The following is a 20,003-nucleotide window of genomic DNA, read 5'->3' on the forward strand; positions in this document are numbered from 1 at the left end:
TTTACTCCTGAAACTGTCTTGATACGGACTCATCCTGCTGCCAGAAATCGTAAAAATTAAACCACTGCAATGGATACTGCGCCGCCCAATAGGCAAGACGCTGAGCATAGCTTTGGATGAACTGTTCTAACCTGGCCTGACGCTGTTTTCTGGGTAGCATCAGCCCTTCAGGGGCAAAAGGCTCAAAAATAACCCGATAATACTGCTGCTGTTTAAGACAAAACAGCAGATAAACAGGGCACTCGAGCAATGAGGCCAGGATAAAAGGTCCTTGCGAAAAGGGCGCTGGCTGGCCCATAAAATCGGCATAACAGACTCGCCCTGCCACCGAAATACTGGTGCGATCACCAACGATCACCACAAATTCACCTTGCTCCACCCGCTCTTTCAGCATCATCAGCAAGGCCGGGCTGGCCTCGCTGACCTGAATCATATCCATGCTGACGTTGGGGTTGATCTTATGCAGCAACTGGTTGAATTTTACGGCGTTAGCAGTAAACACAAGTACGTTGATACGAGTGGCGTATTTGCCTTGACTAAGCGCCCGACATACTTCCAGATTTCCCAGATGGGAGCCGATAAACACGGCCCCTTTGCCTGTGCGCTGCAATCGATCGAAATCGTCTTTGTTCTGATAACAAATTTGCGACTGACGAATACGCCCCAGCCAGGCATCAATTTTATCGAAAGCGGAGTCGGCAAAGACGCAATAATGCTTCAGACTGCACCAACGGCTTGGGGCCTTTTGCTTGTGGTTATAATCAGAGACGCGTCGTAAGAATTGCTGGCTACTGCGACGCCGCTCGGCACTGGTGGTAAAAAAGTAAAACACCACCGGCGCCAAAAACAGCCACAACACACGACGGCCAAGTAACCGATAAATCCAAAGCAGGCTCAGCATGCCCATCAAGGAACCACGCTCGGACAGTGCTGACCAATGGCGGCTCACAACAACACCTCGCTGATGTGACGCCAGATCAGCTTAGGCGAGCGCCATAACATGCCAAAAAATAAACGGGTGTGCATCCAGGAAATCAGCACGTTGTCCTTTACCAGGCGAAAGTGAGAACTTCCCCCTTGCGGGTAGATCACGGCCGTGGGCACGAACTGCATAGGCACTCCCCGCCAGTCGAGTCGAACCAAGATTTCAATATCGAAGTCCATACCGCGACCTAATCTGACATTGTTCATAAGTTCAGTCACCGGGGCCAATGGATACACACGAAAGCCGCACATAGTGTCTTCCAGCCTATGAGACAGTGTTTCCACACAAACCCAAAAATGGGTGATATAACGGCTGATGAAACGGTGTTTTGGGATAGAGGCATCATAAACCGGACGCCCGCTAATCAATGTTTCAGGTGATTGCTTTGATAAGGCCAGCATTGTATCGATATCGTCCAGACAGTGCTGACCGTCGGCATCCACCTGTAATCCGTGGCTAAACCCTTGCTCCAGTGCATAACGCAGTCCGGTTTGTACGGCTCCGCCCTTACCCTGATTCTGCGAATGGTGCAGCAGAGTCACGCGTTCATATTCATCGGTTACCGTCTGCATTTGTCTGGCCAGCTCAGGCTGACTGCCATCATTCACCATGATCACGGGCAACTCATAGTGACTGAGCCGCTCCAGCAACGATGGCAAAGCCTGCACATGGTTGTAATTGGGGATTATAAAGCAGTATTTTTCAGCGCTCATACACTACCCTGCCGGAAGCGTGTACGCCCTTATTGGAACGATAAATAAAACTGAACTTATTACCCTGACCATGCTGAAAATCCAGAGTGAGCGTCATCCCGGGTGTGATCACCACCTGAAACTTCAGCACCTGCAGCTGAATATGATGAAACGGCGCCTTGAGCAAGTACTCACTGGCCAGGCGCATCGCCCAATCGAGCTGCACAACACCTGCCAATATTGGTGCTCCAGGGAAATGCCCCTGAAAGTAATCAAGGTCCTCGGGCACTTTCAGTATTAATCTGACGCCATGTTCGATAGCCGTTACCGCCATAATCTCGGGCTCGGTTTTTACCAAATCAGTCAAACAACGCCTCCAGTTCAGCGAGTGGGGTTTTACCCTGAGTATTTACTGGCAATTGTGAAGGATAACGCCACTTCTTAGGCAAACAGATAAGTTCAAAGTAACCATGTAAATAGTTCCTCAGCTGCTGTTTGACCTGCCAGTTGCCCATTTTTCTCAGGGCCACCTTACCCTCGGACGTCAGCAATACCACGGCACCCAGTACGGTGCGGGATTGGCTATTCAGCGGCAACAGCCGACATTCCTCAACCCAGCAATGCTGATTAAGTCGGGATTCCATTACGTTCAGATCCAGGCGTTTTTCTTCTAATTTTATGGTCCTATCTGTGCGTCCCAATAACTGAAACCTACCGTCGGCTAGTACCTCTCCCCAGTCCGTCAACAATAACGGTCTGTCATCAGCCCATGGAGAATACAGCACTAAGCCATCAGAGTGGTTTTCAACTCTAATTTCTGGAAAGGGTTGCCAAGGACAAGGTTCATCAACCAATTGCCTCCAGGCAATGCCGCCAGATTCTGTGCTGCCATAAATCTGCGTCACCGGCTGTTTCAATTGACTCGCCAACCTCAGAGCCACGCTGTCTGCCAGGGGGCCACCGGAAGAAAACACCTTACAAAGCCCTTGGCGAACTTCAACCAATGTATTATCCACAGCAAGTCGCTTTAAATGGGCAGGGCTGGATACCAGCACACCTGACTGCTGTTTCAGAACAGGTAACAGGTGCTCTGGATAGGCAAACCTCGGATAAATGCACAAACCTTGCTTCAGTGGCAGCAGCAAGGCAAAAAGCAGCCCATAGATATGCTGGTGCCCCACTGTCGCCAGACTGACACTGGCTCTGTCACAAGGAAACAGCTCCTCCAATCGCTCAAGTTCACGATTGAGTTGGAACCATTGCTTGGTCACCGCCCTGGCTTTAGAGGTTGACCCTGATGTAAAAAAACTTACTGTGCCCTGTTCGGGCCAACAGTCCATTAACGTTTGTGGTCTGACTATCTGCGACGCCTTCAGAGGGACGCATCCAGAAAAGCAATCCTCATTTGGCAGAGCATAAGCATCGCACTGGGCCTTGAGTTCTGACAGCGTATCCGGTTGGTCATTGGCCGCCAGATATATATGACAGTGCTGTGCTGACAAGGCGAATAGCTTAACACTGAAAACCGCAATATCCTCGTCGTAAAGCAGGACCTTTAGCGACTTAAAGTTATCTGTTTGCTGCTGATACCTTTGGATTTGTCCGCGGTAAGCCGTCACTGCTTCGGAAAATTGCAGTAAAGACCATTGCGGCTGTGCAAAAACCATCCGATGCTCAGACATTGTTGCACTCTTGTGCCTGTAACCTTCGGCGCACCAACCACTCGATAGAAAACAAGGCTCCCATCAACAAATAGGCGATCAGGCCGTTATACCATAGCCATTGTTCGCGAGTTCCAATTAAAGCCGTCCAGGCCGCAATGCTGCCATTAATCACAAAAAAGCCACACCAGATCTGGGTCACCCGACGTGTATAGTGGATCCCAGCCTGACTCAAGTTTCTCTGGCGCAAGCGCGCCAGAGACTCAATGACACTTGGCCCTCTCACCAAAGAGCAGGCAAATACCCATAACATGGCGATATTAATAGCCACAGGGTACAGAGCCAACCCCTGAGGACTATCGGACAGTGCAGCATAAAGGGCTATCGCCAGCCCCGCAAACGTTGCGCCTTTAAGCCAGGGCAGACGCGCGCTGACGTGTCCCATCAGCAAGAAACGCAGCACAAAAATGCCCGCTAAGGCCAAGGCCAGGGTTTGTACTGAGAGTCGCTGTAACCCAAAATACACAACCAAGGGATAGAGCAACAGCACCAGCCCAATTACACTGAACCCCAAAGCTCGCATTTAATACATCACGCCGCGACCAGAGCTTCCAGCTCACGCACCACGTCTTCTACTGTGCGAACCTGTTTAAAGGCCTCTGGCTCGATCTTCTTACCAGTCAGTTCACGCAGCTTCACAACGAGATCCACGGCATCGATACTATCCAGGTCGAGATCCTCATAAAGATGAGATTCTAACGTCAGGTCATCCTGTTCCACCTCAAAATCCTCGATCAGAATCTGACTGAGTGTCGCGAATATATCTTGTCTTGATTTCATAATCTGTTTACTACCGATAATTGTTAATGAAGGCCGCCAGGCTGCTGACCGAGGCAAAATGTGCCTTGGTATCTTGAGAATTAGCGTCGATCTTCACGTTGTAGGTCTTCTTTATTGCCAGCCCTAACTCCAACGCGTCAATACTGTCGAGACCAAGCCCCTCGACAAAAAGAGGAGCATCATCTTCTATTTCATCAGGCTCAATGTCTTCCAGATCCAGAGTCTCAATGATGAGCTCTTTTAACTCTTGCTTTAATTCGCTCATAGAGCTTGTAACTCCTGCTCAAAGAACGCTTGTAGCGTTCGGGTATAAATACGGCTTTGCTTTGCCAGACTCTGTCCGGCCACTTTGCACTCCAGGTTTTTACGAGTTGCAAAAACCTCGAACTGGAAGCGTCTCTCTGGCACCTGGTACCACATTTCAGACTTGGTCAACGTCGTCGGTCTTACGCGAATTAGCAATGGCAAAACCGGTGCATTGCAGCGTATAGCAATATTGGCTGCTCCACGGCGAAAACGCATTGCTTCGCTGGGTGTGGTGCGTGTCCCTTCAGGGAAGATAATCAGGTTATTGCCCTGTTTTAGCGAGGTTTCACAATCATCTAACAGTGATTCCGGATCCGAATTACTGATATACCCCGTTCCCTTGATCACACCGCGCATAAAAGGATTTCGTAGTAAGCTCGCTTTTACCACACAGTCTGCATTGGGAATCGCGGAAATCAGTACCACAATATCAATCAATGAAGGATGATTAGCTAACACTAAATGGCCCTGCAAGTCTGTCAGTTCGGACTTGGGATAAACATGAAAGCGAGCAATGCCAACACAGCGCATCAACCCGATAAAGAATTTAAAGGCATAGTGCACTGTGCGGCGGGCCTTGGCCTTACGCAAACGCTCATCGCGATAAATCAGACGCTGAGCCCCAAATATGATAACAGATAACAGCAAGCCGCCGATGCCAAAAGTAGCAAAACAAAAGCCGGTTGCAGGAATCCGCCATGCCCGAGAAATCACCTTACGCATAACGCCGCACCTGCCAATCGTAACGGGGCCCAGTGTATTGTAATTGGGGAACATCACCCTGCCACCATCGCGCAAACGCAAGGGATTCAGGAGAGCCCATGGTTCTCCGCCCGTCGCCGTTTGCAGGCTGAAGATGCAGATGGCAATACTGATTAGCGTGTCTCTCAGCAGAAATCAGCATTGCAAGGCTGTGGTCACGGAGGGACTCATCGTCAAAGGGTTTATAGATTTCCGGTAATGCTTGATCCATATAGACAAGCAGAACTCTTTTTCTGGTAAGCCGCGCTCGGACAACAGCCTCCACCAACCCCATCAGGAAACTGTGGGCACCCGCAGACACGGTATTTGAGGCAGCCTTATTCCCGGTAAAGATCGAAAACAGACCAGAAACAGCATTGTGCACCGAGAGGCTAAAAGTCGTAGGGGAGAGGGCCTCTTCTTCTGTCAGGCAATTTAAGAGTGTTAACGTTTTATGCAAGTCTCCATGGCGAGTGGCGAAGACTGTCTCAACCTCAGACTCACAATTTTGCATAGCTTCAGCGGCAGTAAACAAAGCCATTTTTGTCAAGGCACTGAGTCGTCGGCGCTGCATAGCAGGCACCCAATCCAAGTTAGGATAGATGGGATCATTCACATCATTGTTTTTATAACCAGCATCACCCAGACTCCACAATGATAGATTGTGTACAAAGAAGTCCATATCTAAACCACTTAATTTTGACTATGCAGAATTGAACTGTTGGAAGGAGATTATTTAATAAAACTCGCTAAATGTGACACATACGCTACTAGTTAAAATCGAGTTTACGGTAAAGTCGATGAACTAATACCCCCACGTATCCCGGTATTAAACAATAAAAGTGGGCGATAATTCAAGATAATTACCTAAAAAGGACGTTTTTGAGCACGATGATGTATGCCGGGATCAAGACCAAGAAGCCTTAACTGAAACGACTATTTCCACAGTTTTCAATAGCTTCTTTACCGGTGTTTCAGCTAAAAACTCTGCACATCAAAAATAGTATACCAATGTGATAGGAACTTAATTGTGCTGAATCCTAGTTTAAAAAAGCCTGAGGCTTGCTGAAATAGAATCCTTGTCCGAAGCGTATTCCCAGCTCCTGCACCGCGGTTAAACAGTCTTTATCCTCAATATGCTCTGCAATGACAATGATGCGGCGCTGTTGAGAGAGCTGATTGAGGTGGCCAACAAAATCCAACACTTCCTGACTCTGCGTCATCTGTTTGATCAGATGGCCATCCACCTTGATTCCATCAATAGGTAAATCCAACAGACTGAGAATATGGTGATTGAGCGCCCCAAAGTGATCCACGAACAGGCGTATACCCAGTGCCTTACAGACATCCAGAAAGGACTGGAATTCTTCACGATACTGCATCGCAGTGGAGGCCATCAATTCCAGCGTAATGCGCTGGGGATTGGGGTAATCCTGGATAAACTCAGATAAGAACTTGCTGAGGTGGGGCTCAATAATATCCTGCTGACTGATATTAATACTCCATCCCATGCTGTTATTGCGAAAATACTCCGAGCTGGCATGAAAAATACGCTGAGTTAACGCGCCAAAACATTGCTCTCGCTCCACAAGACATAAGAACTCACTGGGCAAAAATGTCTGTTCATTTTGCGTTACCAGGCGAGCCAGGCATTCGTAGCTGTTCACGGCGTGATGGTCCAGATCCATAATAGGCTGGAAGTAGGGCACAATCCGCTCAATGTCAAAAGAACCCATTACCGGTTTGATTTGCATGATTACTTTCTCTGAGAGTCGCTCTGACACTATAGCAGCCAGTCGCAGGATAGTAACCACCAAACAGGTTTCCGCAACTGACTGACTGCGCCAGGTGAACTAAAAAGCCCAGTTCAGGTTTATGCACTGAGCCCACTTCTTCGGCAAACTATGTGTTAATCGCGCCTGACATTGCACGGGTGACCCAGGGTGACGACAAACGGAAAGTAAGCTAAAGTCCGGCCACGAATTGATATTGGGGAATTCTGTGAGTCACGCCAAAGCCAGCCTTGAACACCTTTATCGGGTCTTTACCAAACCAGAAGGCCAAGACTCCCGTTTGGCACAAATTGAACAGCAGTTATCCGACAACCTCGCCGAGTTTCTCTCCGGTCATATCGTTACTCAGGAGACGCCGCTGGAAGAGATTGAACAGGACTTCCAGCAGGCTAATGTGCCTGAAAGCCCTCAATTCGTCTCGCACCATGCTCAGCAGCTGCTGGACAAGCTGGTCTCAAAGTCCGTAAACACCTATTCTCCTCGTTTTATCGGACATATGACCTCTGCTTTGCCTTATTTCCACTTGTCGCTGGCCAAGCTGATGGTTGGACTCAATCAAAATCTGGTAAAAATCGAAACCTCTAAAGCCTTTACGCCGCTGGAGCGCCAGGTCGTAGGGATGATGCACCACCTCATCTATGCACAAAGCGATGACTTTTACCAACACCACTTACACAGTGCCTCCAGTAGCCTGGGCACCTTCTGCAGCGGCGGAACGCTGGCCAACCTGTCTGCTCTGTGGGTGGCCAGAAACCGGGCTTTACCGGCTTCAAAAGGATTCAGAGGGGTTGCGGAGGAAGGACTGTTTCGGGCGGTACAACATTTTGGTTTTAACCAGCTGGCGGTCATCTGTTCTGCTCGTGGCCATTACTCCCTGGCTAAGGCCATGGACTTGCTCGGCCTGGGTAAATCTTCTCTGTACAAGCTTGATTGTCCCAAGCAAACGCTCGATCCGGAAGCAGTGATGCGCACCGGGCGACAGATTATCGATAAGGGTGGCAAGGTCATGACCATCGTTGGTGTCGCCGGTACCACAGAAACGGGACACATTGATCCCCTCGATGAACTCGCCGACGTGGCTGAAGCGCTGGATTGTCATTTTCATGTTGATGCCGCCTGGGGCGGCGCCACCTTATTCTCCAGACGACACGCGGCACTACTGAGCGGTATTCAAAGAGCCGATTCAGTCACTCTGGATGCACATAAACAAATGTATGTGCCTATGGGGGCTGGCATGGTGCTGTATAAAGACCCGGATGCCGCGAATGCAGTACGTCACAATGCACAGTATATTCTGCGCGAGGGGTCAAAAGATCTGGGCGCCACCAGTGTTGAAGGTTCGCGCAACGGGATGGCGATGATGTTATACGCGTCTTTGCACATTCTCGGTCGGCAGGGTTATGAACTATTGATCGATCAAAGCCTGGAAAAGGCACGACGCTTTGCACGCATGATTGACGTGCATCCGGATTTCGAGCTAGTGACAGAGCCGGTGTTGTGCTTGCTGACCTATCGTCTGTGTCCGACGCACCTGCAAAACACCAAGGCGCCAATTGATACAAAGACGAATAACCAACTGGATGAGCTAAATCAGTCAGTCCAGAAACAGCAGCGGGAGGCCGGCCATTCCTTTGTATCACGAACACGCCTGAGCACCGGTCGATATAAGGATGCGATTACCGTCTTCAGAGTTGTACTGGCCAATCCCCTGACCACAGACGCGGATCTTCAAGCCATATTGGATGAGCAGACTGAGTGGGCCCGACAACACCCCGTGTGGCACTCAGTCCAAAGCTTCTAGTCCGCGGGAAATATAAGGCACAAGGTGTTGATGTCGACGGTGCGCTCAGAGCCAGCTTTTCGATCTTTACGACAACGCGCTATGACTCATCGACATTGCCATGAACAACACCTTACAGAGGTGGGTGAGTCGGTAACGTGTACCACGGATTCAATACGAGTCTGGTGTGAGCACAGATTCAGCTACTTCGCTATTTCGCATATTCTTGTGATAATCTAGAAACTGAAATAATCAGGAGCTTCCTTTTGCGTTTCAATTTGCTGATGCTGCCCTTCATCGCTTATTTTGCGAGCTTCGCCACCTACGCAGAGGAGGCCATGACCGCCTGTCTCGATGAATTTCCTCCCTACCAGATTCTCGGAACACCACCGAAGGGCGAGCATGTGGCGGCCTTGCATCAATTGGCAGATGAGACAAATATGTCGCTGAGATTTGTCACTGAGCCGAATTTCAGCCACTGTATGAAACGCTTGGAACAAGGCTCAGCAGATGTGATTGCCGGTATCTTGGACCGTGAGGAACGTCGACACTTTCTACACCTGTTACCCATGCGAACAGACACGGCATACATTTTTGCCACCCGTTCTGACGCCCCGCCCATTGAGAGCTATGCGGATCTGAAAAACCGTCTTATTGGTGTCAGTGAAGGCGTGCATTATTTTAAGCAGTTTGATGAAGACGACAGCCTTACCAAGATTCAATTGAATGATGTACACCTTGCCTACAAGTTGTTACTGGCGAGGCGAGTCGATGTGGTCATCAGTAGTATGGAAACCCTCTCGACCATTTTTACCAGTGATCCACAGCTCAAAAACGAAATAACGGCGCAGCCTTATGTGCATGAGCTCGATCGTATTATCTATTTTGGCTTATCTAAATACTCCCCCCATGCTGACAAAATACAGCAGTTGAGGGAAAGGGTTGAAAAGGCGTTTAAGACAGGCAGATTTGAGCAGGTCATTCAACAGTTCGCTGCCGAACACCCGCAGTATTATCAGTTCAAATCCGTGTCCGGCGACACCTATTGAGATGAGGACGCCTCTTGCGGTTCTGAGTAATCCTTACTGAATTATTCTTCCAGCTGAACCTGAATATTGTCAATCAGACGGGCTTTACCCAGAAACGCTGCCACCAGTACAACCAGGCGCAGATCTTCATGGCCAGGCTGCAACAGACTGTCAGCCGAACGCACTTCCAGATAATCAATCTTAAAACCCGAAGCCAGCAATTGTTGCTTGTGCTCCTGAATCAATCTTGAGTAATCCCGTCGCCCCAGGTGAATAGCATCCGCCATGTTGCTCAATACTTTATATAGCGTTGGCGCCAACTCTCGCTCTTGTGTGGTCAGGTAATTGTTTCTGGAACTCATGGCCAGCCCGTCTGCTTCTCGCACCGTGGAGACACCATGTACCTGAAGGTTCATGGACAAATCTGTCACCATGGCCTTTATTACCTGCAACTGCTGGTAATCCTTCTCGCCAAAATAAGCATGATTGGGCTGCACCATATTAAACAGCTTACAGACAATAGTTGCCACGCCACGAAAATGTCCGGGACGGCTGGCACCACAGATCATGTAGGAGATCCCAGGTACCTCCACAAAGGTTTGCTGTTCCAGTCCCCTGGGATAAATGGCTTCCACGCTGGGCGTAAAGACGATGTCCACACCCATGGCCTCAAGCGCTGCGAGATCGTGCTCCATAGTACGGGGATAAGCGGCAAGATCTTCATCCGGGCCAAACTGCAGCGGATTGACAAAAATAGAAACGACCACGATGTCGCATTCCTCTCTCGCTTCTTTTACAAGCCGCAGATGACCATGATGGAGATTACCCATAGTGGGCACAAAACCGATACTTTTTGCTTCAATCTGCCAGCGGCGTCTGGCCTGGCGCAATGAAATGATATCACTTACGATTTCCATACAACGTCCCTTAATCAGCTGAAACTTTCTTCATCGGTAGGAAATTTACCCTGCTTAACTTCTTCAATGAAAAGGGCAACGGCTTTGCGAATATCACCACAAATAGCCAGGTAGTTCTTTGAGAATTTAGGCATATAATTGGCGCTGATCCCAAACATATCGTGCATGACCAATACCTGACCATCGGTCCCCGGGCCTGCGCCGATACCAATCACAGGAATACTCAACGCCTGCGTCACACGGTTCGCCAATGAAGTGGGTACACACTCAAGCACGAGTAACTGAGCCCCGGCTTCTTCAAGGGCAAGCGCCTGCTTGAGCAGATCGTCAGCCTGCTGTTCTTCACGCCCCTGTACTTTAAAACCGCCCAGTTTGTGCACCGATTGTGGTGTCAGACCGAGGTGCCCGCATACCGGAATCCCCCGCTCTGCTAACCCCCTCACCGAATCCAGCAACCAGCTACCGCCTTCCATCTTCACCATGCTGGCACCCGCTGCCATCAGTTTGGTGGCATTGGTAAAGGTCTGCTCCGTCGTGGCGTAAGACATAAAGGGCATATCGGCAATTACAAAGGCCCGCTGCGTGCCCTTTCTGACCGACCGTGTGTGGTAAACCATCTGCTCAATGGTCACGGGCAAGGTATCGTCTTCACCCATCAACACCATGCCCAGCGAGTCGCCGATCAAAATCGTGTCGACACCCTGTTCATCAAACAGCTTGGCAAAGCTCGCATCATAGGCCGTCAGCATACTAATTCGCTCACCTTGCTGCTTCATCTTAATCAAGGTGGAAATTGTGACTTTTTTCATCATATACCCCAAGGTAGAGCGTTAACCGTCTTCACCTGATAAGCGGCAAAGGCTGCATCCCATCCCCTCAAAAACGGCTACTATACGGATCCTGCAACGGATTTCCATACGTCAGCAGCACTGAGTACGATGCTCAGGCCCTTTTTGTCGCATCGGGAAAGTAAAGATTTCAGTGCACGGCCATCCGGCAAAACCAAATTGGCATCCAGTTCAGATAAGGGATAGAGCACAAACTCGCGTTCAGCAAGACCGTAATGGGGAACCGTGAGTCGTGGTGTGTGGATTTGCTGGTCACCGAACAACACTATGTCCAGATCTAAGGTGCGCGCTCCCCATCGCTGGGCCTGGTCTCGCACCCTGCCCTGCTGATTTTCAATCGACTGAGTAAAATCCAATAAGGCGAGCGCCGGCAAAGAGGTATCAATTTTCACCACGGCATTAACGTAATCGGGCTGATCGGCAGGCCCCATGGGCACGCTTCGATAGAAGGAAGAACACTGACATACAGTCACATCGCCATGCTGATGCATGGCGCTAATGGCATCACTTAATTGCCGTTGAGGCTGCTCCAGATTACTGCCCAGCCCAATAAAGGCGATGGTCACTGCTGAGGTTTCCGTTTGCGAGGACGACGGCGCCCCTTGCCTTTTGGAGAGCCTTTGATTTGCGCCAACAGCTTGGTACGCTCCTCGCTGCTGGCATCCTGGAAGTCTGTCCACCATTTACCCAGCTCTTCGAGCTGACCGCCCTCAACACTGGCTCTGAGCAACAGGAAATCATAGCCAGCCCGAAATTTGGGATGGTCAAGCATCTGATAGGCACGGCGGCCAAACCGTTTTGGCAAACGTTGTTGCAATACCCATATGTCGCGAATAGGCATACTGAAACGTTTAGGGATCATGATGCGTTTCTGCTGCGCCTGCAGCACATCATTGATCCCCATATTGAATGCATCATGGGGGGTGAGACCGCTCTCTGTCATCAGCTCATCGAAACGCTGCTCAAGGGGATACCAGAGCATGGCCGCATAAATAAAGGCCGGCGTCACCCGCATGTCATTATTAATGCGGTGGTCAGTATTGATCAGTACCTGGCGTATAAACAGGCTCTCTTTACCGTCTTTGACTTTGAGCATGGGCTGCAGCAAAGGAAACAACTGACCAAATAATCCATACTCCTGGAGTAAGTCGTAGGTCTGCTCAGCGCGACCGGCCAAAAACAGCTTGAGCACTTCTTCAAAGAGCCGGGCCGCAGGAATGTTCGCCAGCAGTGGCGCCAATTGCGGGATCACATCGCCCGCTTCTGCGGAAATCTGCATATCCAGCTTGGCGGCAAAACGAACGGCACGCAGCATACGCACCGGGTCTTCGCGATAGCGCGTCTCTGGGTCACCAATCAAGTGCAGCTTACGCTCTTTCAGCGACTGCATACCATTGGCAAAATCTGTGATACTAAAATCGGCAATGTTGTAGTACATGGCATTGGCGGTAAAGTCACGGCGCTCAGCATCTTCTTCTATGCTGCCAAACACATTGTCCCGTAACAGCAGACCTTCATCGGAACGGCGACTGAGTTTATCGCTGTTGTCTGAGGCTTCGCTATCATGATGGCCCCGAAATGTCGCCACTTCGATAATGTCACGGCCAAACACAATGTGGGCCAGCCGGAAGCGGCGGCCAATCAGTCGACAATTGCGAAACAGTGCCTTGATTTGCTCGGGCTCAGCATCGGTGGCCACATCGAAGTCCTTGGGGTGTAGCCCCAACAAAAGATCCCGAACACAGCCCCCCACCAGGTAGGCCTGATAACCCGCATTGTGCAGTCGATACAACACCTTAAGCGCGTTGTCACTGATGTCTTTACGGGACACACCATGCTCGGCCCTGGGAATAACTCGGGGTTTGAGTTTGCCCTGTGATTCACCGGCAAAAGCCTGTCTGACCCTGTTGATTACCCGGGTAATGATAGCCTTGTCTCCTCAACTGAAAATCGGGCCGGAGTCTCGTACCCCCGCCTAAAAAATGGCGCTAATGATATACCGAAAAAGCCTTTAACGGCCAGTGTTATGGATAGCCGCGCTCAACTTTCGTCGCCACGTTGTGCCCCTGAGCCCACCCAGAGAATCTCCTGACGGGCGGGCAGCGTCGACAGTGACCAGTTTGCCACCGCCCACTTCAACAAGGTTTCAATAGAGCTGAAGTCCCTCGCCTGCGCTACAGGCAGACCCAGAAACCCTAATGCCTGGTGCAGATTATACAGTGCATTTCTGTCGTCAATGGCGGGGGCATGATTTTGTTTACTCAACTTCAGGCCCGGGCGCACGGTTGCAACCGGCAAATGCAACCAATCCGGTGGTGACACAGCCAGCGCATGATACAAGGCGATCTGACTAGGTGTGGTATCCAGCAGGTCGGCGCCCCTGACCACCTCCGTGATCCCCTGGCGGATGTCATCGGCTACCACTGCTAACTGATAGGCATAGTAGCCGTCTTTGCGACGAATAATCACATCCTCTGCCGCCGTGTCTGCGTCCACGGTAATCAGCCCTAAATGCTGATCAACGAACTGGTAATGGGGGGAACGATTATAAAAACGCAGCGAACTGCCCTGAGAACCATAGTTTTTTGTGCGACAGGTACCGCTATAACGGCCGCCCTGCGCTTTTATCTGAGCCCGGGTGCAACGGCAATAGTAGCTCAGCTCGCGCGCAGCCAGATCTTCTAACAGCGCGTCATAGTAAGCGGAAAACTGACTCTGATAGTCCACCGTACCATCCCATTGCAGACCATGAGCCTCAAGGGTTTTAAGGATACTTTGACTGGCGCCGGGTTGTTCACGGGGGGGATCAATATCTTCCACACGCACCAGCCACTGACCTTGCTGACTTCTGGCCCGCAAAAAGCTACCCAGTGCAGCGACTAATGACCCAAAGTGCAAAGGACCCGAAGGAGAAGGAGCGAAACGGCCGATGTATGGCATGGTAATTGGTAACAGCAGGATCGTATCACCCGGTGCCGGGCTAGGCGCTCAGCACTGGGTGATCGGCGAGGGGGAGATTACCCCTGCATCTGTTTTTCTTTGATTTCCGCCATGGTCTTACAGTCAATACACATATCGGCTGTCGGTCTGGCTTCCAGGCGACGCACTCCAATCTCTATGCCACATGAGTCACAGAAACCGAAATCATCGTCATCGATGCGTTTGAGGGTTTTTTCAATCTTCTTAATCAGCTTGCGTTCACGGTCGCGGGTACGCAACTCCAGGCTGAACTCTTCTTCCTGTGCAGCACGGTCTACCGGGTCAGGAAAGTTTGCGGCCTCGTCCTGCATGTGGTGTACCGTTCGGTCTACCTCTGCCCGCAATTGATCACGCCACGCTTTGAGCAACTTACGGAAGTGCTCAAGCTGGGCATCGTTCATATATTCTTCGCCGTCTTTCTCCTGGTAGGGAGACAAACCGGCAAGGGCCAGTAAACCTAGTGACTTTTGTGAAATTTCTGTTGGCATCAGCCACATCTCCTAAACAGCATTACAGGCTCGTCCGCACAAACCGCTATCTATATCAGAAAGCCATTTGTCAGGCAATTCGGTTCCGGCGCTTCCGGAACGGTACAAAAACTAAAGACTGCCAAATATGGCTACTGATAAGGAAAAATCAACCTTTTTTATCAGCAACCAAATCGAGTGCTTGATTTAACTCAATTTTTTCAGCACTAAACTGGCAATCATAACAGAGGACTTCCAGTCCTCTTTCTATCGCTTCTTCCAGCAGACGGCTGTACTCAGCGTCAATATGCTCAGCGGCTCTGACATGGTGGATACCACTGTGCTGAACACAAAAGAATAGCACGGCTCTGAATCCCTGCGCTGGCAGCTTCATTAACTCTCGCAGGTGCTTGCGACCGCGCTCCGTAACCGCGTCCGGAAAGTATCCACAGCCATCCTGCAACAAGGTCACCGACTTGACCTCTACAAAACAATCTGGCCCGGGGCCATCACTGAGCAGCAAATCGATACGGCTTTTTTCTTCACCATATCGGACTTCCTGGCGCAGTGTCCGATAGCCGCCCAATTCAGGAACCCTATCCTGACGCACGGCTTCAGCAACCAGTTTATTGGCGTTATGAGTATTAATCCCAATCCAATGCTGCTTTGCATCCTGCGCCAACTGCCAGCTGTAAGCCAGCTTGCGCTTAGGATCATCATGATAAGACAACCATACTCTGAAGCCGGGTTCGGCACAGCCAGTCATCGCGCCCGTATTGGCACAATGCGCCGTTACCACCTCAGAGGTGTCCAGTCTGACATCAGCAAGGAAACGCTTATATCGTTTTATCAGGGTGCCGGGTACTAACGATGGTGTAAATTTCATGGCCTTGGCTAAACACTCATCCAGAATTCAGATATATTGATATGAACTGCAATGAGATTATGTTGGTATTCATAACGGGGCGCATCATATAGCAAGCGTACTCAATGTACTAATTTGATTGTGCACAACTTATTCGATTTCCGGAGAAACACATGTCATTTCTGCAAGTCAGCCTCAGTACAGAGCAGGCGGACAAACACTGGGGCAGCACGGCGCCTCTGAGTTTTGGACCACAACAGGTCAGCATTCACCTACCCGACGACAAAGCCCTTCATCTACGACACATAAAAAAAGCGGCACGTATTCTTGAAGGGATTGCCGGTGAGCCGCTGCAATTGCACGGCAAATGGCACCCCGAGCAGCAATGGGCATTTGCGCAGGCGTTTACCACAGTAAAAAAACAGCAGGCCATTCACTGGTGCGAGGATGAACATAAAAGCCGGTTAGCGGACCAGTATCAGGCCATGCTCTTTACCCGGAATCTGATCAACCGCACCCCTGAAGACATCTCACCGCAAAAACTTGCCAGTGAAGTGACTGACTGGTTGCAAAACCTGGCCGGCGATAAGGTGACCGCGAAAACCCTCACCGGGGAAGAACTGCTTGAAGCCGGATGGGCCGGGATTTATCACGTCGGGCGTGGCAGTGAACGGCCACCGGTATTACTGGAGCTGGATTACAATCCCGGCACTAACGATGCCGAGCCTGTTGCCGCGGCGTTGGTGGGTAAAGGCATTACCTTTGACAGCGGTGGCTACAGTATTAAAAGCAGTGAAGGCATGCTGACCATGAAGTGTGACATGGGGGGAGCCGCGACGGTTGCCGGTGGCCTGGGACTGGCGATTCTGCAAGGCCTGAATAAGCGGGTCAAACTGTTTTTATGCTGTGCTGAGAATCTTATCAGCGGTCATGCCTACAAGCTTGGCGATATCATCACCTATAAAAATGGGGTCAGTGTCGAGGTGGTCAATACCGATGCCGAAGGCAGACTGGTCCTGGCTGATGGGTTGATGGCTGCCACTGAAACCGGCGCGCCTATGATACTGGACGCGGCAACGCTAACCGGTGCCGCAGTCATGGCACTGGGCAACGAATACAACGCACTATTCAGTCTGGACAGCGCCTTGAGAGACAGAGTATTGCGCGTCGCAGAGCAAGAAAATGAGCCGGCCTGGGCGCTTCCTCTTGAGCCCTGGCATCAGGAAATGTGCCCGTCAGCCTATGCTGATACGGCAAACAGTCGTCCGATGAAGGGCGGTGGTGCCGGTGGTGCCTCTAATGCAGCGGGCTTTTTGTCGCGCTTTGCACCGCCACAGGGTAAAGGATGGATACACATGGATCTGGCCGCCGCTTTTAATGGCTCGGCAACCGCAACCATGCCTGCTGGCGCGACAGCGCAGGGAATCAGGACTATAGCCCAAACCCTGCTGGATAAGTAATCCGCTCAACCGGGAGGCGGGTGTATCGCGCCCGCCCCCGGGTCTTAAATACCTCCGAGTCGCTCGGCAAATTCTTTATACTTTTCTACGTCGGCTTTATCAAAAAGCGGTTTGCCCTCGGCATCCTTTTCCCTGCTCAGCAATAAACTCTCACGTTCCAGTCGCTCAACGCGAATTTCCTGAACACCAAGGTATTCGGCCACCTCGGTCACTGACATTAAACTCATCTGAATTTCCTCATTGCATTCAACAAACCCACCAGAGAGCGTGGCTCTGAACTGGCCGGCATGCTCCACCGCCATCTGGCATTAAAAGAATTAACTTACTGAAATTTAGCCTGTTTTGACAGATAATATAAGTCTACTTGAATAATTAATCCGATAACGGGGAAAAATGGATACCTGGTCAGCCGCTATCATGTTGTTTTTCATTATGGATCCTCTGGGCAATCTGCCCATATTCATGTCGGTTTTAAAGGGCATTGAACCGCGCCGCCAGCGCATTATTTTGGTCAGAGAACTGCTTTTTTCCCTCGCGATCATGCTGTTATTTCTCTACAGCGGCCAGGCGGTACTGGATTTCCTGAATGTACGTCAGGAGACCGTCAGCATCGCAGGCGGCATCATACTTTTCCTCATTGCCATTCGCATGATTTTCCCACAGCCAGGGGCACCAGCCACCTCACCGTCCAACGTCGAGCCTTTTCTGGTGCCCTTAGCCATTCCTCTAGTGGCAGGCCCGTCATTACTGGCGGCATTGATTCTGATCGCGAACCAGGACCCCGACAGGATGATGGACTGGACCTTTGCGGCAGGCTCAGCATGGTTAGCCACCGCCGTGATTCTGATGTTTTCAGGCCTTTTTCATCGCCTCTTAGGCGAGCGTGGATTGATCGCCGTTGAGCGACTCATGGGCATGATTCTGGTGATGATCGCCATACAGATGTTTTTAGACGGCATCGCCAGTTATCTGGAGCATAGTTTATGAAGCTGACCACCTTTGCCAGAGCCCGGCAACTCAGCGGCTGGCAAGCCATCGCCTTTGGTGCCACGTTACTGGAGCGCAGTCTGCCTAATTATCAGTTGTTCTGTGAGGTCACCGGCTTTGCCGATCCCCAGCAGTATCGCAACACCCTTGATGGCATCTGGGACTGGCTGGCCAATCCCAAAGCAAAACTGAACCTGGCGGTGCAACTGGAGAAAACCGAGCAGGCGGTACCCGATGCCGCAGATTTTGATAATTTTGGCGTCTATCCGGCCATCGATGTGGGCATTTCACTGACCTCACTATTGTTACTCATGATGGACGAAGACCCTCAGGGTGCAGTGGTGATCAGTAAATTGTCACAAGGTTCAGTGGAAGCTTTTATTGAAGCCAGCAGCGACGCCGCGCTTGGCAATGACGAGATAAAAGCCCATCCACTGATGCAATGGGAAATCGCTTTCCAACAGGAACTGCTGGATAAGTTGGAACAAATCCAACGCAATAAGGACAGCATGCAAGCGCTAAAACGCATGGCGGTGGAAGAAGGGATCACCAATATTGGTCTGGAAATTGGCTAATTGAATGGCGGTGAGGTGATATTAAGGTGCTCAGGCCAGCTTAGCGCTCCCTATTACCAGCCAGCTGAGCAGATTCATCAGCATACAGAAAAACACTGCCGCCGAGCCCAGATCCTTGGCGTGGCCGGATAAGGGATGGCGTTCGGGACCAATGCGATCAATCGCCGCCTCAATGGCACTGTTCAGGCATTCCACCACCAGCAAGAGTATCAGCGGTAAAATCAGCGCCAGACGTTCCAGAGGATGACTGGTCAGCCAGCAGGCCAGAGGTATCAGCACCACGCACAGCAGCAGTTCCTGGCGAAAAGCCGATTCATTCACAAAGGCGAAACGAATGCCCTGCCAGGAACACTTTGCCGCCCGGATAATGCGCATCGGTCCGACGCCATTAGGCTTCTCCATCACCCGCCTCCTTGTGCTGCTCATACAGGCGATAATCCACCTGCGTACTTTGCTTTTGTTTCAGCAGACGCCAGTTTGCAGGCACCCGCAATGCCGCCCCTTTCTCCATTTCAAGATAGATCAGCGCATCGCTGGTTAATTTTTGCGTATCGACCAGGCTGTCTATCGTAGGTTGCAGTAAGCCCTGATTAAACGGCGGATCCAGAAAAACCAATGAATAGGGCCCCTTGAGTGCTGGTAGAACATGCAGAATATTCCCCTGATGCACTGCGGCCTTTGTCGGTTGTACAGCGAGTCGCCTGAGGTTGTCTTTGAGCATCGTTACCGCACCGTTATCCTGCTCCACAAAGTCTGCACTATCGGCATACCGGGACAATGCCTCAAGACCCAGCCCGCCTGTACCGGCGAAGGCATCCAGACACTGCCGGCCACTGATGTAAGGCATCAACCAGTTAAACAGTGTTTCTTTGGTTCTGTCCGTTGTCGGACGCAACCCTTCGCGGCTGAGAACGGGAAGCTTCCGTCCCCGCCACTGTCCGGCAATAATGCGGATTTGCCCCTGAGCTTTGGGGCGGCGCTGTAAAGCTCGCTTCATTTGTTAATTCAAGAAATGCTATGATTGCCATAGTCTAATCGGCCCCTGCCGATAACCCAACGATTTTCAAAGGATTCTCACC

The 20,003-nt window shown here is 50.8% G+C and carries 25 protein-coding genes; 5 read left to right on the forward strand and 20 right to left on the reverse strand.

The features are described from left to right. Window position 1: 1 nt before the first annotated feature. The 10 genes from CCY32_RS16375 to CCY32_RS16420 all read right to left on the reverse strand — a co-directional run bounded on the left by CCY32_RS16375 (window position 2) and on the right by CCY32_RS16420 (window position 7,039). Window positions 2–949 carry an acyltransferase gene (locus tag CCY32_RS16375; protein WP_246840655.1) on the reverse strand — a complete coding sequence of 316 codons (948 nt, stop codon included), beginning with the start codon at window positions 947–949 and terminating at the stop codon, window positions 2–4. Next, a complete protein-coding gene (locus tag CCY32_RS16380) occupies window positions 946–1,698 on the reverse strand; it encodes a glycosyltransferase family 2 protein (RefSeq protein WP_088332647.1) in 753 nt (250 codons plus the stop codon). The genes CCY32_RS16375 and CCY32_RS16380 overlap by 4 nt, the downstream gene beginning before the upstream one ends. Beyond that, window positions 1,688–2,044: a thioester dehydrase gene (locus CCY32_RS16385; RefSeq protein ID WP_088332649.1), complete on the reverse strand. Its 357-nt coding sequence runs from the start codon at window positions 2,042–2,044 to the stop codon at window positions 1,688–1,690. The genes CCY32_RS16380 and CCY32_RS16385 overlap by 11 nt, the downstream gene beginning before the upstream one ends. Beyond that, window positions 2,037–3,359, reverse strand: a complete 1,323-nt coding sequence (locus tag CCY32_RS16390) for an AMP-binding protein (protein WP_088332651.1) — start codon at window positions 3,357–3,359, stop codon at window positions 2,037–2,039. The genes CCY32_RS16385 and CCY32_RS16390 overlap by 8 nt, the downstream gene beginning before the upstream one ends. Then, window positions 3,352–3,921 carry a hypothetical protein gene (locus tag CCY32_RS16395; RefSeq protein WP_088332653.1) on the reverse strand — a complete coding sequence of 190 codons (570 nt, stop codon included), beginning with the start codon at window positions 3,919–3,921 and terminating at the stop codon, window positions 3,352–3,354. Before CCY32_RS16395 ends, CCY32_RS16390 begins: the two co-directional genes overlap by 8 nt. An 8-nt stretch (window positions 3,922–3,929) precedes the next feature. Further along, a complete protein-coding gene (locus CCY32_RS16400; RefSeq protein ID WP_088332655.1) occupies window positions 3,930–4,178 on the reverse strand; it encodes an acyl carrier protein in 249 nt (82 codons plus the stop codon). A gap of 10 nt (window positions 4,179–4,188) precedes the next feature. Then, a complete protein-coding gene (locus CCY32_RS16405) occupies window positions 4,189–4,443 on the reverse strand; it encodes a phosphopantetheine-binding protein (protein ID WP_088332657.1) in 255 nt (84 codons plus the stop codon). Beyond that, window positions 4,440–5,207: a lysophospholipid acyltransferase family protein gene (locus CCY32_RS16410; RefSeq protein ID WP_088332659.1), complete on the reverse strand. Its 768-nt coding sequence runs from the start codon at window positions 5,205–5,207 to the stop codon at window positions 4,440–4,442. Before CCY32_RS16410 ends, CCY32_RS16405 begins: the two co-directional genes overlap by 4 nt. Continuing rightward, window positions 5,200–5,907: a beta-ketoacyl synthase chain length factor gene (locus tag CCY32_RS16415; protein WP_088332661.1), complete on the reverse strand. Its 708-nt coding sequence runs from the start codon at window positions 5,905–5,907 to the stop codon at window positions 5,200–5,202. Before CCY32_RS16415 ends, CCY32_RS16410 begins: the two co-directional genes overlap by 8 nt. A gap of 358 nt (window positions 5,908–6,265) precedes the next feature. Continuing rightward, window positions 6,266–7,039 carry an EAL domain-containing protein gene (locus CCY32_RS16420; protein WP_246840657.1) on the reverse strand — a complete coding sequence of 258 codons (774 nt, stop codon included), beginning with the start codon at window positions 7,037–7,039 and terminating at the stop codon, window positions 6,266–6,268. Window positions 7,040–7,226: 187 nt separating this feature from the next. Between CCY32_RS16420 and panP the strand changes: the two genes are divergently transcribed. Together panP and CCY32_RS16430 are read left to right on the forward strand one after the other, a co-directional pair. Further along, window positions 7,227–8,819 (forward strand): pyridoxal-dependent aspartate 1-decarboxylase PanP, encoded by a 1,593-nt coding sequence (gene panP / locus CCY32_RS16425; RefSeq protein ID WP_088332665.1) that lies wholly within the window; start codon window positions 7,227–7,229, stop codon window positions 8,817–8,819. Window positions 8,820–9,064: 245 nt separating this feature from the next. Continuing rightward, window positions 9,065–9,847, forward strand: coding sequence for a transporter substrate-binding domain-containing protein (locus CCY32_RS16430; RefSeq protein WP_088332667.1), 783 nt, complete (start codon window positions 9,065–9,067; stop codon window positions 9,845–9,847). Window positions 9,848–9,888: 41 nt separating this feature from the next. Here the strand turns inward: CCY32_RS16430 and panC are convergent, their stop codons facing one another. From panC to sfsA, 7 genes are all read right to left on the reverse strand, one after another. Beyond that, complete coding sequence (gene panC / locus CCY32_RS16435; protein WP_088332669.1) at window positions 9,889–10,743, reverse strand: pantoate--beta-alanine ligase; 855 nt, start codon at window positions 10,741–10,743, stop codon at window positions 9,889–9,891. 14 nt (window positions 10,744–10,757) lie between these two features. After that, window positions 10,758–11,552 (reverse strand): 3-methyl-2-oxobutanoate hydroxymethyltransferase, encoded by a 795-nt coding sequence (gene panB, locus CCY32_RS16440; protein ID WP_088332753.1) that lies wholly within the window; start codon window positions 11,550–11,552, stop codon window positions 10,758–10,760. An 80-nt stretch (window positions 11,553–11,632) separates the two neighbouring features. Beyond that, the gene (gene folK, locus CCY32_RS16445; protein WP_088332671.1) at window positions 11,633–12,157 is read right to left on the reverse strand and encodes a 2-amino-4-hydroxy-6-hydroxymethyldihydropteridine diphosphokinase; all 525 of its coding nucleotides are present in this window, start codon (window positions 12,155–12,157) and stop codon (window positions 11,633–11,635) included. Then, window positions 12,154–13,443: a polynucleotide adenylyltransferase PcnB gene (gene pcnB, locus CCY32_RS16450; RefSeq protein ID WP_088332673.1), complete on the reverse strand. Its 1,290-nt coding sequence runs from the start codon at window positions 13,441–13,443 to the stop codon at window positions 12,154–12,156. The genes folK and pcnB overlap by 4 nt, the downstream gene beginning before the upstream one ends. A 188-nt stretch (window positions 13,444–13,631) precedes the next feature. Further along, window positions 13,632–14,531, reverse strand: a complete 900-nt coding sequence (gluQRS, locus tag CCY32_RS16455) for a tRNA glutamyl-Q(34) synthetase GluQRS (RefSeq protein WP_088332675.1) — start codon at window positions 14,529–14,531, stop codon at window positions 13,632–13,634. 77 nt (window positions 14,532–14,608) lie between these two features. Then, window positions 14,609–15,058, reverse strand: a complete 450-nt coding sequence (gene dksA / locus CCY32_RS16460; protein ID WP_088332755.1) for an RNA polymerase-binding protein DksA — start codon at window positions 15,056–15,058, stop codon at window positions 14,609–14,611. Window positions 15,059–15,206: 148 nt separating this feature from the next. Continuing rightward, window positions 15,207–15,923, reverse strand: coding sequence for a DNA/RNA nuclease SfsA (gene sfsA / locus CCY32_RS16465; RefSeq protein ID WP_088332677.1), 717 nt, complete (start codon window positions 15,921–15,923; stop codon window positions 15,207–15,209). A gap of 152 nt (window positions 15,924–16,075) precedes the next feature. On the opposite strand from sfsA, the gene pepB reads away from it, so the two are divergent. Continuing rightward, complete coding sequence (gene pepB, locus CCY32_RS16470; protein WP_088332680.1) at window positions 16,076–17,362, forward strand: aminopeptidase PepB; 1,287 nt, start codon at window positions 16,076–16,078, stop codon at window positions 17,360–17,362. 44 nt (window positions 17,363–17,406) lie between these two features. Here the strand turns inward: pepB and CCY32_RS16475 are convergent, their stop codons facing one another. Next, window positions 17,407–17,589 carry a helix-turn-helix domain-containing protein gene (locus CCY32_RS16475; RefSeq protein ID WP_088332757.1) on the reverse strand — a complete coding sequence of 61 codons (183 nt, stop codon included), beginning with the start codon at window positions 17,587–17,589 and terminating at the stop codon, window positions 17,407–17,409. 166 nt (window positions 17,590–17,755) lie between these two features. Here CCY32_RS16475 and CCY32_RS16480 point away from each other — a divergent pair, with 166 nt between their 5' ends. Together CCY32_RS16480 and CCY32_RS16485 are read left to right on the forward strand one after the other, a co-directional pair. Then, window positions 17,756–18,349 carry a YhgN family NAAT transporter gene (locus CCY32_RS16480; RefSeq protein WP_088332682.1) on the forward strand — a complete coding sequence of 198 codons (594 nt, stop codon included), beginning with the start codon at window positions 17,756–17,758 and terminating at the stop codon, window positions 18,347–18,349. Beyond that, window positions 18,346–18,924 (forward strand): YjaG family protein, encoded by a 579-nt coding sequence (locus CCY32_RS16485; protein WP_088332684.1) that lies wholly within the window; start codon window positions 18,346–18,348, stop codon window positions 18,922–18,924. Before CCY32_RS16480 ends, CCY32_RS16485 begins: the two co-directional genes overlap by 4 nt. Window positions 18,925–18,954: 30 nt before the next feature. Here the strand turns inward: CCY32_RS16485 and CCY32_RS16490 are convergent, their stop codons facing one another. Both CCY32_RS16490 and rsmD read right to left on the reverse strand, forming a co-directional pair. Continuing rightward, window positions 18,955–19,326, reverse strand: coding sequence for a diacylglycerol kinase (locus CCY32_RS16490; RefSeq protein WP_088332686.1), 372 nt, complete (start codon window positions 19,324–19,326; stop codon window positions 18,955–18,957). Next, a complete protein-coding gene (rsmD, locus tag CCY32_RS16495; protein ID WP_088332688.1) occupies window positions 19,313–19,921 on the reverse strand; it encodes a 16S rRNA (guanine(966)-N(2))-methyltransferase RsmD in 609 nt (202 codons plus the stop codon). The genes CCY32_RS16490 and rsmD overlap by 14 nt, the downstream gene beginning before the upstream one ends. Window positions 19,922–20,003: the final 82 nt, after the last annotated feature.

Origin of the sequence: Lacimicrobium sp. SS2-24 (genome assembly GCF_002201535.1) — a bacterium.
GTDB lineage: Bacteria > Pseudomonadota > Gammaproteobacteria > Enterobacterales > Alteromonadaceae > Lacimicrobium.

Excerpts from the sequence above, each read along its gene's own strand:
- CCY32_RS16475 (WP_088332757.1), bottom strand. The coding sequence starts at position 17,589 with ATGAGTTTAATGTCAGTGACCGAGGTGGCCGAATACCTTGGTGTTCAG.
- pepB (WP_088332680.1), top strand. The coding sequence starts at position 16,076 with ATGTCATTTCTGCAAGTCAGCCTCAGTACAGAGCAGGCGGACAAACAC.
- panB (WP_088332753.1), bottom strand. The coding sequence starts at position 11,552 with ATGAAAAAAGTCACAATTTCCACCTTGATTAAGATGAAGCAGCAAGGT.
- CCY32_RS16380 (WP_088332647.1), bottom strand. The coding sequence starts at position 1,698 with ATGAGCGCTGAAAAATACTGCTTTATAATCCCCAATTACAACCATGTG.
- CCY32_RS16480 (WP_088332682.1), top strand. The coding sequence starts at position 17,756 with ATGGATACCTGGTCAGCCGCTATCATGTTGTTTTTCATTATGGATCCT.
- panC (WP_088332669.1), bottom strand. The coding sequence starts at position 10,743 with ATGGAAATCGTAAGTGATATCATTTCATTGCGCCAGGCCAGACGCCGC.
- rsmD (WP_088332688.1), bottom strand. The coding sequence starts at position 19,921 with ATGAAGCGAGCTTTACAGCGCCGCCCCAAAGCTCAGGGGCAAATCCGC.
- CCY32_RS16490 (WP_088332686.1), bottom strand. The coding sequence starts at position 19,326 with ATGGAGAAGCCTAATGGCGTCGGACCGATGCGCATTATCCGGGCGGCA.
- sfsA (WP_088332677.1), bottom strand. The coding sequence starts at position 15,923 with ATGAAATTTACACCATCGTTAGTACCCGGCACCCTGATAAAACGATAT.
- CCY32_RS16395 (WP_088332653.1), bottom strand. The coding sequence starts at position 3,921 with ATGCGAGCTTTGGGGTTCAGTGTAATTGGGCTGGTGCTGTTGCTCTAT.
- dksA (WP_088332755.1), bottom strand. The coding sequence starts at position 15,058 with ATGCCAACAGAAATTTCACAAAAGTCACTAGGTTTACTGGCCCTTGCC.
- CCY32_RS16390 (WP_088332651.1), bottom strand. The coding sequence starts at position 3,359 with ATGTCTGAGCATCGGATGGTTTTTGCACAGCCGCAATGGTCTTTACTG.
- CCY32_RS16410 (WP_088332659.1), bottom strand. The coding sequence starts at position 5,207 with ATGCGTAAGGTGATTTCTCGGGCATGGCGGATTCCTGCAACCGGCTTT.
- CCY32_RS16415 (WP_088332661.1), bottom strand. The coding sequence starts at position 5,907 with ATGGACTTCTTTGTACACAATCTATCATTGTGGAGTCTGGGTGATGCT.
- CCY32_RS16485 (WP_088332684.1), top strand. The coding sequence starts at position 18,346 with ATGAAGCTGACCACCTTTGCCAGAGCCCGGCAACTCAGCGGCTGGCAA.
- CCY32_RS16405 (WP_088332657.1), bottom strand. The coding sequence starts at position 4,443 with ATGAGCGAATTAAAGCAAGAGTTAAAAGAGCTCATCATTGAGACTCTG.
- gluQRS (WP_088332675.1), bottom strand. The coding sequence starts at position 14,531 with ATGCCATACATCGGCCGTTTCGCTCCTTCTCCTTCGGGTCCTTTGCAC.
- CCY32_RS16400 (WP_088332655.1), bottom strand. The coding sequence starts at position 4,178 with ATGAAATCAAGACAAGATATATTCGCGACACTCAGTCAGATTCTGATC.